Annotated in this window: 9 protein-coding genes; 5 read left to right on the plus strand and 4 right to left on the minus strand. The window is 37.7% G+C overall.

Annotated features, from left to right (window positions below; translation table 11 throughout):
- Positions 1-216 precede the first annotated feature (216 nt).
- Positions 217-390 (minus strand): hypothetical protein, encoded by a 174-nt coding sequence (locus tag QSE00_RS10450; RefSeq protein ID WP_286105904.1) that lies wholly within the window; start codon positions 388-390, stop codon positions 217-219.
- Between the two features lie 82 nt (positions 391-472).
- Between QSE00_RS10450 and QSE00_RS10455 the strand changes: the two genes are divergently transcribed.
- The 3 genes from QSE00_RS10455 to QSE00_RS10465 all read left to right on the plus strand — a co-directional run bounded on the left by QSE00_RS10455 (position 473) and on the right by QSE00_RS10465 (position 5,961).
- Positions 473-772, plus strand: a complete 300-nt coding sequence (locus QSE00_RS10455) for a hypothetical protein (protein WP_110355461.1) — start codon at positions 473-475, stop codon at positions 770-772.
- 405 nt (positions 773-1,177) lie between these two features.
- Entirely contained in the window at positions 1,178-1,585 is a 408-nt protein-coding gene (locus tag QSE00_RS10460) for a response regulator (RefSeq protein WP_286105905.1), read from the plus strand.
- 185 nt (positions 1,586-1,770) lie between these two features.
- The gene (locus QSE00_RS10465; RefSeq protein ID WP_286105906.1) at positions 1,771-5,961 is read left to right on the plus strand and encodes a PAS domain S-box protein; all 4,191 of its coding nucleotides are present in this window, start codon (positions 1,771-1,773) and stop codon (positions 5,959-5,961) included.
- 124 nt (positions 5,962-6,085) lie between these two features.
- Here QSE00_RS10465 and QSE00_RS10470 read toward each other — a convergent pair whose 3' ends face one another.
- Both QSE00_RS10470 and metE read right to left on the minus strand, forming a co-directional pair.
- Positions 6,086-6,415, minus strand: coding sequence for a YegP family protein (locus tag QSE00_RS10470; protein WP_110355464.1), 330 nt, complete (start codon positions 6,413-6,415; stop codon positions 6,086-6,088).
- Between the two features lie 155 nt (positions 6,416-6,570).
- Positions 6,571-8,883: a 5-methyltetrahydropteroyltriglutamate--homocysteine S-methyltransferase gene (metE, locus tag QSE00_RS10475; RefSeq protein ID WP_286105907.1), complete on the minus strand. Its 2,313-nt coding sequence runs from the start codon at positions 8,881-8,883 to the stop codon at positions 6,571-6,573.
- 156 nt (positions 8,884-9,039) lie between these two features.
- On the opposite strand from metE, the gene QSE00_RS10480 reads away from it, so the two are divergent.
- Positions 9,040-9,501: an Lrp/AsnC family transcriptional regulator gene (locus QSE00_RS10480; protein ID WP_110355466.1), complete on the plus strand. Its 462-nt coding sequence runs from the start codon at positions 9,040-9,042 to the stop codon at positions 9,499-9,501.
- Positions 9,502-9,807: 306 nt separating this feature from the next.
- Here the strand turns inward: QSE00_RS10480 and QSE00_RS10485 are convergent, their stop codons facing one another.
- Positions 9,808-11,298, minus strand: a complete 1,491-nt coding sequence (locus QSE00_RS10485; RefSeq protein ID WP_110355467.1) for a S10 family peptidase — start codon at positions 11,296-11,298, stop codon at positions 9,808-9,810.
- A 448-nt stretch (positions 11,299-11,746) separates the two neighbouring features.
- On the opposite strand from QSE00_RS10485, the gene QSE00_RS10490 reads away from it, so the two are divergent.
- On the plus strand, positions 11,747-12,439 hold the full coding sequence (locus QSE00_RS10490; RefSeq protein ID WP_286105908.1) for a LytR/AlgR family response regulator transcription factor: 693 nt from the start codon (positions 11,747-11,749) through the stop codon (positions 12,437-12,439).
- Positions 12,440-12,853: the final 414 nt, after the last annotated feature.

The following is a 12,853-nucleotide window of genomic DNA, read 5'->3' on the forward strand; positions in this document are numbered from 1 at the left end:
GAATCGCTTTGCCCCATTAAGCTAACCTCTAAAATTACCTGATCAACAAAGCAAGTTCAAAATAATATCAGAAAAACCGAAAAATAAAAGGTCGCCTAATTAGTTTTTAGACGACCTCTTTTTTTTACTGGATAATATTATTTTCAATATTGAATATACAGGTTGAATAAAAATTATACTTAATGAAATTGAAGTCCAAGGTTTAACACGACGCCATTATGTTTCACTTGTAAATGAATTATAACAGGGCCAATTATTTTTGGTGTTGGTGGATATAATCTTTAATTCATCATTAAATAAGATATCAATAGACAGTTGTTTTATGATGGTGATCCAATTCTGCCCCAATATGACCTTGGTATTGTAATTGGTCTTTTTAAAATGAAACATATCGAAAAAGTATTGATATCTAATGAATTAAGGCATTATTTGAATTTGCTTACTTAATATATCAATAGTAAATCATTTAATTGTGGAAAAAGAAAATTCCGGTTTTTTTGAATATACCAAACACTACAAAGCAATTTCTTTTAACGTAAAATATTACTTTAGGACCAATGATTTCCGGGAATTATTTTTTACGGCCCAACCCTTGGACAGAATGGAATCTACCGGAGATTTCCTGTATGGGAAGATCGATAGGGATTTTAAATTACAGATAGGGATAAAGGAATTCCAAATTATAATGTCCAAGGAATTGCATGAACGGATGGGGACGCTTTACGAGGAAATCCGAAATGAATATGTCCGATTTATCAATAAAAACCTATGAATTACTTGGATTATAACTAGCATAATCCAATAATGGATAGTCTTAATATAACCAATGTTTTCTTTTGGCATATGGCCATGACCGGGCTTCCACTGTATTTTTTTATCGAGCCTTTTTTACTTCCCTTTTGTTATTATGTTTGGATGCCCAATAACAAATGTCCACTTTAGCGTAGCATTCCCTTAAAAACTATGAGAATATGGGCTATAGAGCGGTGATTTCCAATATCTCAATTTTACTCCTTATTTGAAACTAACATACACACTTCCAGTGATTTGATGGTGCTATGCCATAAAGAATTAAAAATTTAACAGAATTTAACCTAAACTATTTCGAGTATTATAGAATAAAAAGGCGATTTCGTTGTTAAAGAATAATACCCAAATCCAATAGAATTTTAACCTTATGAAAATAAAAAATGTGCTGTTGATTGAAAACTGTGATATGGATGCCATTTTAATCAAAGAATCCCTACAGGAAAATGGTGAAATTTGTAACATTCACACATTGGAAGACGGATTTGAAGCTGTGCTCCAAATCCAAAGCCTTTTAGAACATAATAGTATTGAAGTACCCGATTTGATTATTGCCAATGAAGATCTGGTAATGATCAATGGGGAAAATATAATTTCCAAAATGAAGGGCTTGAGTAATTTTTATATCCCCGTAATTATTTTGACTTCCGGGGGCGATAATGACCCTCCCCAATTTAATGGACAAACTTGTTGCTTTATAAATAAACCCTTGGAGGTTCAAAAGTTTATAGGCACTTTCAGGGACATCAAAAATAATTGGTTGACCGTTATCAATTAGATCAATGTTGTTTAAACGAACCAACTAATTTCAGGCAAAGGATTTCTAATCCATTGCAATTCATTTAATTTTCTTATGCACCAGCTATTTAAAGCTTCGTTGAGTTCTGGGTTTATTGGGATTAAACCCAAAAAACAGAAAGAGGCTTAATTTAAAGTTGACTTGGAAATATATAGTATAGATTGATGTATTGTACCAGTGTTGAATTTCTTCCATCATATCCAAGCTTGGAACTAGGGGATAATATTTCCGAGGATATCTGCCATTTGGCTACCTTTATTTTCGATTCCCCTACGGCAAGTACAGCATTACTGAAATTACCCGACAACCTATCCGCCCATTCCAATTTAGATAGTGATGCCTGCAAAGTTGAAATACTAATTTGGGAACACATCCAATCTAGGTCCAATGAATTGCTCGTCTTGGATGATATTCCAAATGATCTGCATATTCGGACTGAAATTGAAACAATATCCCCAGAATTTCCGTCTATTTTGATCGTGGTCCCCATTCATGACAGGAATGGAGGTCTATTGGGTATCTTGTGTATTTATGATAACCATAATAAGGAATTAAGCAAGAAACAAAAAGCTGGACTCAAGGTGCTGGGCAAACAGGCAGGATTACTTGGTACAGCCTTAAACCCTTTGGTTAAAATTAAAAATCAAGGGACCTTTGTAGACAATAAAGATATTTCCATTGGAAACTTTTTGGAGACCAATGGCTCCGTTCTATGGAGGTTTAACAATATTACAGGCAATCTATGGTTTGGTAATGTTTTCTTCGATATTCTAGGATATAGCGAGGACGAAATCCATCTTGACACCCTTGCAAATTGGCTTGATATGGTGTATTTTTTTGATCAAGATAAAGTATATAGGAAATTCCAATCCTGGATTGAAAATGATTTGATGGATGACGAATTGGAATGTAGACTTGTCCATAAGTCCGGGGATATTGTTTTTATTAATATTAAAGTGCTTACTGTCAAATATGGGAAAACCGGTTCTGTTTGTGAATTGGAAGGTGATATACAGAACATAACATCACAAAAAAAAGTTTGGGAGCAAATAGAACTAATACACCCAAAATACACATCCGTAATCCAAGCGGGTTATGATTGGCTTTCCATCGTTGATTTGAATGGCGACTATACCTATTCAAATTCCTCTTGGGAATTTGGGCTGGGATATACATCGGACGAGTTGATCGGGAAGAATATATTTGGTAATGTACACGATTCCGATAAGAAAAAGGTAAAATATTATTTTTCCAAGTTTATCAAAAATGAACCCTTTGTTTCCAGGCCATTTCGGTTTCAACATAAAAGTGGTAGCTGGAAATGGTTGGAAATATTGATGGTCAATTTGAATGATGACCCAATGATTCAAGGTGTCGTCATCAACGCGAGGGACATTACGGATAGAGTGTTGATCAACAAGGAAATAAAGGCTTCCGAGGAAAAGCACCGTTTACTTTTCAATAGTAGTCCCTATCCCAAATATATTCTTGAACAGGAGAGCTGTAAAATTGTAGATGTAAACGATGCCATGGTGGAATTTTATGGATATTCCAGGGCCGAATTACTTCAAATGAACGCTAAGGATTTAAGGCCCAAGGAAGAAATCGGGGCATTAATGAAGGGGCTGGATGAGTTTCAATTGCAAAGGGGAAACCGCAACTACGGAATCTTTATCCACAAAAAGCGAAATGGGGAATTGGCAAAAATGGAAGTTGTAGGACAGCATATAAGTATAGACGGGGTACAGTGCATCCTGGCCACTTGTACGGACGTGACAGAGAAGGAAGAGTATTTAAATAGGCTAAGACATTCCGAACATAAGCTTAAGAAGGCCACGGCCATAGCCAAATTGGGTTATTGGTCAATCGATTTGGAGACTATGTCATTAAACTGTTCCGAAGAAGTTTATAGGATTTGGGAAAGAAAACCGGAATCCTTTAAGCTGAACCACAAATCCATTATGGAAACCATCCACCCAAATGATAGGGAACTATTTGCCAAGGCAAACGAAAAGGCCTTCACCCAACATAAAAAGTATGACCATGTTTATAGAATAATACTTCCCGATAATTCTATAAAGTGGGTTCGTCAATTGGGACAACCCGATTTGAAAATGGATGGGAAGCCATCCAAATTCGAGGGTACGATCCAAGACATTACACAACAAAAAAAGGAAGAGCATCAGTTAAGATTATTGGAGTCGGTAGTAACAAATACCAAGGATGCGGTTTTGATCACAGAAGCGGAGCCATTGGATGAGTCGGTTCCTAGGATATTGTATGTGAATGAAGCGTTTACAAAAATGACCGGATATTCGGCCGAAGAGATGATCGGTATTTCCCCGGAAATTCTAAGGGGCCCAAAAACCGATAAAAAGGAATTAAAAAAGTTAAGCACAGCCATACAGCGATGGGAGTCTTGTGAAGTAACTATCATCAACTATAAAAAAAGTGGAGAGGAATTTTGGGTCAACTTTTCAATAAGTCCGGTTGCGGACGAAAAAGGGCGGTTTACACATTGGATATCCATTGAACGGGATGTTACGGTTGAAAAAAATCAGGAAATATTAAATAACTTGATGATCGATATAAGCCTCATCTTCGGTCATGAAAAGTATTTAATGCAGAGTATAAAAAGTGTTCTGGATTATTTGGTTGATTTTGGAGCCTTCACGCTTGCAGAAATATGGTTGCCCAACTCCGAGAATAATCAATTAAAACCTTCCGGCGAATACAATATTGTTAGGGCCGATAAACAATTCCAAGACCCTTTTGGACATGAAGGGGCATTGGAATCCTTAGAAGAATTGGCCGATATTATTGGGGAGAATCAACGTATTGAAGTATGGGATTTAAAGAAACTGAAGGGTTCGGACAGGCAAAAAGCCATGTCTATTCCCGGAACGGAATGTGTTTTCGGAATCCCTTTGATTCACAATGAAAATTTTATAGGGGTACTTCTCTTGGGTACAGGACATGAATTGGATTCCCATTTGTATTGCAGTGAACCGTTTAAGGAAGTTGCCAGACATTTGGCAGCTGAGATTAAACGTAAGCACATTGAAACAGAATTGGAACATGTTTTTAATTTTGCCCCGGATATTCTATGTAAAGCCGGAAAGGATGGATACTTTAAAAAAATCAATCCGGCGGCCTCCAAGCTTTTGGGCTATTCTGAAGAGGAGTTGCTATCCAAAAAAATAATGGAATTTGTACACCCTGAGGATCGGAATAAAACCAGGGACAAACAATTGTTTTTATATGAAGGAAAATCCTATAAACATTTTGAGAATCGCTACATCAGTAAAAATGGGGAAACAAAATATTTAAGTTGGACAGCTAGGTCCAGTGAAGAGGAAGGGGCCGTGTTTGCCGTGGCAAAAGATATTACGGAGTTCAGGGAGCTTAAGAATATTTTGAAAGAGGTAACCGATTTGGCCCATATAGGCCCATGGGAATTGAATTTTAACAATTCAACTATTTACTGGTCCGATATGATTAAGAAAATTCACGAAGTGGATCGAAATTATACCCCTACCATAGATAGTATACTCGGATTTTGTAGAGATGGGGAAACAAGGGAGAGAATTTTACAGGATATCAATAACGCAATATATCACGGTAAACCATGGGATTTTGAATTTCCAATTATAACGGCCAAAGGAAACGAGCGCTGGGTAAGAATGATCGGGAAACCAGAATTTGCCTTTGACAAATGTTCTAGGATAATAGGAAGTATTCAAGATATAAATGACTTGAAAACTACCGAATTAAAAATGGAACAGGCCAACAGCGATAAAAATGACATCCTGGAAAGTATTGGGGATGCATTTATTTCATTGGACCACGAATGGACGGTTACCTACTGGAACGAAAAAGCAAAAGAGGTATTGGGAGTTGATAAAGGAAGTATTATAGGGAAAAATTTTTGGGACTGCAATTTAAAGAATATCAATCCTCGGGAATATATTAAATATTACAGAACCATTAGGGCGGGAAACACGGTATATTTCGAGGATTACATTTCTGGCCTGGATAAATGGCTTGAAGTTAGTGCCTATCCTTCTGAAAATACAATATCGTTATATATAAGGGATATTACGGAAAAAAGACAGATTCAAGGCGCCATTGAAAGGCAAAATGAAAAATTAAGGGAAATTGCCTGGACACAATCACACGTGGTGAGGGCCCCTTTATCTAGAATGATGGGGATTATTGATTTGTTCAATGAAAACCTGTTGGAAGAAAAGGAGAAGACACATATGCTGGGTCATATTTATTCCTCGGCCATTGAACTGGATACCATTATTAGGGAAATCGTATCGAAATCCCAATCGGTAATTTCACGTCAGTAAGGGTAAAAGGTTCACTTTTTATAGGGATGGTTCCCTGTACCTAAATGACAACGGACAGCCAAAATTAGGCTGCCCGCCGTTCAAGGTTCCGTTATTATAGGATATACAATACGAAATTTTACACTTAACTTAGATCTTCAATGGAGGCCTCAGTTGCATTGTTCTTTACAGATGCAATTCCATTCTCCATAGCCGAAGTACTGGAATACATTTCACTGGAGCCGATAACCTGACCATTTGTTGCCTTTAAGTTAAAGTAGGGATTGCCATTCTTGGCAGTCTTTCTTTCATATTTATTGTCGTCCGTGGAATTTGCCTTAACGGACGCTATCCCATTTTCGCATGAGGCTTTGGTCTTGTAGGCCTCACTGCTTAAAATTACCTGACCATTGGAGGCTTTTAAGTTAAATCTAAATTGGTCCGACTTATCTTTTTTAATTTCAAATTTACCCATTGTAAATGTTTGTTAAATTGAACTTTACTTAATTATCCAACAATTTAAATAATTTTTTTAACAAGGCTTCCAGAGATCGGCAAAAAAAACTCATTTTTTACTATCGCGGTATTTTAATCCCGGTCAAAAGGCGTTCAAAATAGTGGATGTTTTATTTAGGTATGGTATGCTGCCCGTATTTTTTTTGCCACTGCCACCATATTGGCCAAGGCCAATTCGGTCTCGGGCCATTCCCTTGTCTTTAAACCGCAGTCCGGATTTACCCATAAATTTTCTATCGGAAAAAGTTGGGTTGCTTTGAGCAGTAATTCTTCCATTTCCATTTTGTTGGGTACTCTGGAAGAATGGATATCGTATACCCCGGGTCCAATTTCGTTGGGATATTTGAATTGGACAAAGGCGTCCAATAATTCCATTTCCGATCTTGAGGTTTCTATGGTAATGACATCGGCATCCATATCCGAAATGTTTCGGATAATATCGTTAAATTCTGAATAGCACATATGGGTATGGATCTGTGTCCTGTCCTCTACTCCACTTGAAGCTACGCGAAAACATTGCACGGCCCAATTTAAGTAGGTGTTCCAATATTCTTGCCTTAGGGGAAGCCCTTCCCTTATGGCCGGTTCATCAATTTGAATAATTTTAATTCCAGCTTTTTCCAGATCCATGACTTCATCACTGATGGCCAAAGCAATTTGTTTACAGGTCATTGACCTAGGTTGGTCGTCCCTTACGAAGGACCATTGTAAAATGGTAACTGGCCCCGTGAGCATACCCTTTACCGGTCTCTTGGTTAAGGATTGTGCATAAGATGTCCATTTTACAGTCATCGGCGTATCCCTATGGACATCCCCGTAAATTATAGGGGGCTTTACACAGCGACTTCCGTAACTTTGTACCCATCCGTTACAGGAAAAAGCAAATCCATTAAGCCTCTCCCCGAAATACTCCACCATATCATTCCTCTCAAATTCGCCATGAACCAGGACGTCCAATCCAATATTTTCCTGAAATCGGATCGTGTTTTGAGTTTCTAGTTTGATAAATTCATCATACTCCTGTTGGGTAATCTCTTTTCTTTTGAGTTTGCTTCTCCAACCTCTTATCTCTTGTGTCTGGGGAAATGACCCAATAGTGGTTGTTGGAAATAATGGAAGGTTCAATTCTTGTTTTTGCTTCTTTTTGCGAGTATTAAAGTTGTTTTTACGTTGGCTGGCCCCATCGGTCAATGAACGGACCCTTTGTTTGGTATTTGTATGATGAATTAATTCCGAGGTCCTTTTTTCTATAAAAAGTCGCCTATTATTAACTAGTTCAATGGCAGCTTCTTCTGTGGGAACCTCTGATGCCAATTGCCTTAAGACCACTAGTTCCTTAAGCTTTTGTTTGGAGAATGCCATCCACTGTTTAATTGATGAAGGAAGGCTCTCCTCCTGATCCTCTAAGTCCAGATCGTAGGGAGTATGCAAAAAGGAGCAGGAACTGGCAACCCAAATCTTGTCCTTTCCAACACCTTGTTGGGCCTTTTCAATCAGGTTGAGGGAAGCATCAAAGTTGTTTCGCCAAATATTCCTGCCGTCCACGACCCCTAAGGAGAGTATCTGTTGCCCGGTGTACAATGCTGACTCCAAGATATCATCCAACTGCAGCGGACATCTAACTAAATCCAAGTGAAGTGCATGTACAGGAAGTTGCAATGCAGTTTCCAAATTGTCTCCAAGACAGTCAAAGTAATTGGTAAGAATTATTTTTAATTGAGGAAATTTTAATGCTATGCTATTATAAAGTTCCTTCACCTTCTTTCGATCATTGTCTGTAAGGTTTAAAGCCAAACAAGGTTCATCCATTTGAATGTACTCAGCTCCTGCCGAAGATAATTGCCCCAACAATTCATAAAATACGGGCAATAAAGATTCCAATAGGTCCAGCCTGTGGAATCCTTCTTCTTTTTCTTTCCCGAGATATAGAAAGGTAAAGGGTGATATAAGTACGGGTTTGGTCCTTATTCCGAGGGACATGGCCTCCTTGTATTCGTCTACCGCCTTTATGGAATTTAGTTGGAAGGATTGATTCTTAGTGAATTCCGGAACTATGTAATGATAATTGGTGTCGAACCACTTGGTCATTTCCATGGCCGTTACGTCGTAACCATCCTTTTGAAGACCTTTGGCCATCGCAAAATAAAGATCTATTTCCGATGTGTCCTTTTTAATTTCTGAATATCTCTCGGGAATGCAACCATAGGTAATGGAGGCATCCAATACTTGGTCGTAAAAGGAGAAATCATTGGAAGGAATAAAATCTATGCCGGACAATTGCTGTATTTCCCAGTTTTCCTGACGTATTTTCCTAGCGGTCAGTTTAAGTTCTTCTACATGGATTTTGCCATGCCAGTATTTTTCCAAGGACTTTTTTAATTCTCTGTTGGCTCCAATTCTGGGGAAACCCAAAAGGTTTGTCTTCATGTTTTTTAATTTTCACAATTCTCTGCAAAGTTTATAATTTTGTTTTAATATTCTATATTTGTATCTATAATTGAAATTTTACACTAATATATATTATTATAGTAGAAAATTATTCTGTAATAACAGTGGGTGTATTAATTAAAAGAAAAATATTCTATGACCGATTTGGATAAGATAGATATTCAGATTCTGAAATTATTACAGAACAATTCCAACCTTACCACTAAGGATTTGGCCAACAAGGTAAATTTGTCCACTACCCCAGTTTTTGAAAGGATCAAACGTTTGGAGAAAAATGGTTATATAAAAAAGTATGTAGCGGTTCTTGATGCCGAGCAATTGGACAAAGGTCTTACCGTATTTTGTAATATTACCCTGAAGCAGCACACGCGGGAAATCGGCAACAAGTTTGTTAAGGATATAATCGCTATCAAAGAGGTTACGGAATGCTATAATGTATCAGGGGATTATGATTTCTTACTCAAGGTAATGGTCAAGGATATGAAACATTATCAGGATTTTGTGTTGAACCAACTAGGGGGAATAAAAAATATTGGCAGTGCCCACAGTACATTTGTTATGGGGGAAATAAAAAATACCCATTCCGTCCCAATTTAATGAGGGCATATGATTATGGCGATATCAAATCCAAGTCCTTGGAAGGTACTTTAAAAATATATTAAAGGTATTTGATTCATTGGGTGTTAGGGCTTTCTAAATTTGTAAGTAATGGATAGTGAGGTCCCTAAACCTAAGTAACAGTTTCTCTTCCCCACATAGGGAAACCCATGGCAAGCACGGCCTGTTAAGGTTTCCATGCTTGCCCAGGGTTACATTGGTGGGATGAAATTGTTCTTGAACAGACCAAGCGTTCATGTTGTTAGGACCAATTCCTGCCTCCTATAATATATTTAAAAAAAGAAATTAGTATTTAGCCGATTTCCCATTTGGTAGACTTGCTTTGATAAACTCCCTTATGTCATCATTGGCAGTTTTTAGATCGGCCTTACGCAAATACATCATATGGCCACTTCTATATCCTTTAAAACTCAAACGATCTTTCATTTTACCACTTGGATCCAGTTGCCACATGGTATATTTAGAAGTGAAATAGGTGGTAGCACCGTCATAATAACCTGTCTGGAACATCACATTAAGATATGGGTTTACGGCCATGGCTTTTCTTAGGTTTTCTCTGGTATTATTGTTTTTATCATTCCAGGGGTGTACCGCTCCAAACATATTGTATTTAATATCCGTTTTAAATTTTAAGTGCTCCCGAATGTAAAAATTGATGGCAGGTGTAAAGGAGTGCAACCATGAGGTAAGTTCCGCATTGTAATCGGGCTGTGTCCCCGCCTCTACCCTATCCAGCCCTAAATAGCGTGAGTCCAGTCTACCGACGGTATTGCCGGTTTTATCCCGTAACAATTCTTTCCAGAAAAAATTTGTTGGGACATCAAGATTATGCTGCATTATGGATTTTTCCGATAAACTTGAGTAGTAGGCCATTTTTGCCGCTATTTTTTGTTTTTCTGCTATGGAAAGGGATCCCCCCCTGGCCAATGCGGGCATTAAGGTGTTTAAAGTAAATTCTTCGGCTTCGGGCAATATATCCAAAAGATCCTTTTGTTGTAGGGTTTCAGGGAGTGCTTTATGATACCATGCAGCCGCAGTAAAATAGGGCAGATTGAAGGACGACGAAATTGGGCTGTCAGATTTAAATACCTTATAATCCGCAGGAGAAACCATAATTACCCCGTTGAGATACATCCATTGCTTTTCCTGTAATTCCAAAGCCAGGCCAGCTACTCTTGTACCACCGTAACTTTCTCCTATTAGATATTTTGGTGAAGTCCATCGCCCATTTCGGGTGATGAAGGTGTTTAACCATTCAGCCAAATAGTTAATGTCTGCATTTATACCAAAAAACTTATCTCTTTTCACTCCTTCCCCGCTGGCTGGTATTGTTCTGGAATACCCAGTGTTTACAGGGTTAACATAGACTATGTCCGCCACATCCAAAATGGAATGGGGGTTTTCACGGACCCCGTAGGGCTGAACGGGGTATCCTTCGTCATCGATATTCAATACTTTAGGTCCAGTATAGGCAATATGCATCCAAACCGAGGCTGAACCAGGACCTCCATTGAACGAAATTAATAGGGGTCTATTAGCTGTATTTTCATTGGTGGTTTTTTTATAATAGGTATAAAAAAGCGTAGCGATAGGTTTTCCTGATTCATCCCAAACTGGCTGCATACCTGTTGTTGCTGTATAAGCTATTTTTTCGCCATTAATAGTGGCTGTGTGGGTGGTTACAACCGTTGTGTCCACCGCAATTTCTCTATTCTGTGCATTTACTATTAATGTAAAATGCAATAATCCAACAATTAATAAAGTGACATTTTTCATATTAATATATCCTTTTTCTATTTAGGTTAACAGTGTTTTGACCATGGTTGACGCCAAAGGCTTATATAAGGCTGGCTACGTTTTCTTTATAGTAAACTTTCCGATCAATGACCGTCCGTAAATATAAAAAAGTGACCTCAATAAAGGCCCAAGACCACTTCTTTTTTATGAAATGTTATAAGTTGGCGCTTCTAGTCATAGTTAGCTACTTGTCTGTATGGGGGAAAGAGGGGGGACATTATCCCTCATTAAAAAGGGAATTACCATAAGATCCCTATCATTTCAGCTGTATGTAAAAACCAATTTTTGAAAAATCTGCTTCATAAAATCCTTACACCACGCATATCTTCATTTACACAACACATATGGTGTAGTTCACATCATTTTTGAGGGATTGGGAGACCATTTAAGTAATTTCAACATGATTTAATCCCACGAGACACACATTATGAAATTAAGAAGTATAATAGTAGACGATTCGGCTATGCAGCGCATGGCCGTAGCCAAATTGGTCAACAAACATCCAAACCTTGCTTTGGTAGCTGAGTACAGCAATGCCATTGAGGCAAAAAATGGTATCAAGAACAACGAGATCGATCTTATTTTTCTCGATGTGGAAATGCCCATTATCAATGGTTTCGATCTATTGGAATCCTTGGAAAATCCACCACAAGTAATTTTGATTACCGGTAAACCTGATTATGCCCTAAAGGCATTTGATTACGATGTAACCGATTATTTGTACAAGCCCATTACCCAACATCGTTTTGAAGCCTCCATAAAGAGGGCTTTGACCCGATTTGAACAAATGCAAAATGTAAACGAGGAAGAAGAGTATATCTTCGTGAAAAGCAACCTAAAAAAGCGCAAGGTTGTATTGAACGACATAAAATGGATAGAAGCTCTTGGCGATTACATTAAGTTGGTGACGAACGAGGGTAATGTGGTGATTCTTTCTACAATGAAATCTTTTGAACAAAAGTTACCGAAGGAAAAATTTCTTAGGATTCATAAATCCTATATTGTGAATTTGGAAAAAGTTGAAAAGTTCAATAGTAAAAATATTGAAGTGGAAGGAAGACAGGTGCCATTGAGCAGAAACAAAAAAAATGAATTGATGGAGGCCCTTTATAACGTATAGGGTTTATTGTCGGCCTAACATCACCATGTCTGTTATCGGAGGTTTTATTCAAGCTTATTGCATCTATGAAAACATTATGCGGTGATTGGAAATAAAATATTTTATTTTTTTGTAGTCATCCAGTAAAGGTTTTACCCAACATCTAATGGTAATTTATTTTATCAAAAGCGTGCGCAGGCACATAAAAGTGTGCGATTTGTTCACTTTTTTCAATTGTGAAATTGGAAATCCAACCAATGCCATAAATACGGGTTGTTTTATTCCACGTTTCCTTTTAGAGGCTTATATCTTCTAAAATTACGCCCTTCTTCACATTGGCTTTTTTACCCCCTACACTTAGTTTCCTTATGGGGAGGCCATAAATCCACCGGTTTTATAGGCTTATTTCTAGGGTGTTTTATTACCCCTTTTGAG

This window comes from Arenibacter flavimaris (assembly GCF_030291335.1).
Classification (GTDB): domain Bacteria; phylum Bacteroidota; class Bacteroidia; order Flavobacteriales; family Flavobacteriaceae; genus Arenibacter.

What these genes read in the sequence shown, in the direction of transcription:
- QSE00_RS10450 (WP_286105904.1), bottom strand. Translation starts at nt 390, where the DNA reads ATGTTTCATTTTAAAAAGACCAATTACAATACCAAGGTCATATTGGGG.
- QSE00_RS10460 (WP_286105905.1), top strand. Translation starts at nt 1,178, where the DNA reads ATGAAAATAAAAAATGTGCTGTTGATTGAAAACTGTGATATGGATGCC.
- QSE00_RS10465 (WP_286105906.1), top strand. Translation starts at nt 1,771, where the DNA reads ATGTATTGTACCAGTGTTGAATTTCTTCCATCATATCCAAGCTTGGAA.
- QSE00_RS10470 (WP_110355464.1), bottom strand. Translation starts at nt 6,415, where the DNA reads ATGGGTAAATTTGAAATTAAAAAAGATAAGTCGGACCAATTTAGATTT.
- metE (WP_286105907.1), bottom strand. Translation starts at nt 8,883, where the DNA reads ATGAAGACAAACCTTTTGGGTTTCCCCAGAATTGGAGCCAACAGAGAA.
- QSE00_RS10480 (WP_110355466.1), top strand. Translation starts at nt 9,040, where the DNA reads ATGACCGATTTGGATAAGATAGATATTCAGATTCTGAAATTATTACAG.
- QSE00_RS10485 (WP_110355467.1), bottom strand. Translation starts at nt 11,298, where the DNA reads ATGAAAAATGTCACTTTATTAATTGTTGGATTATTGCATTTTACATTA.
- QSE00_RS10490 (WP_286105908.1), top strand. Translation starts at nt 11,747, where the DNA reads ATGAAATTAAGAAGTATAATAGTAGACGATTCGGCTATGCAGCGCATG.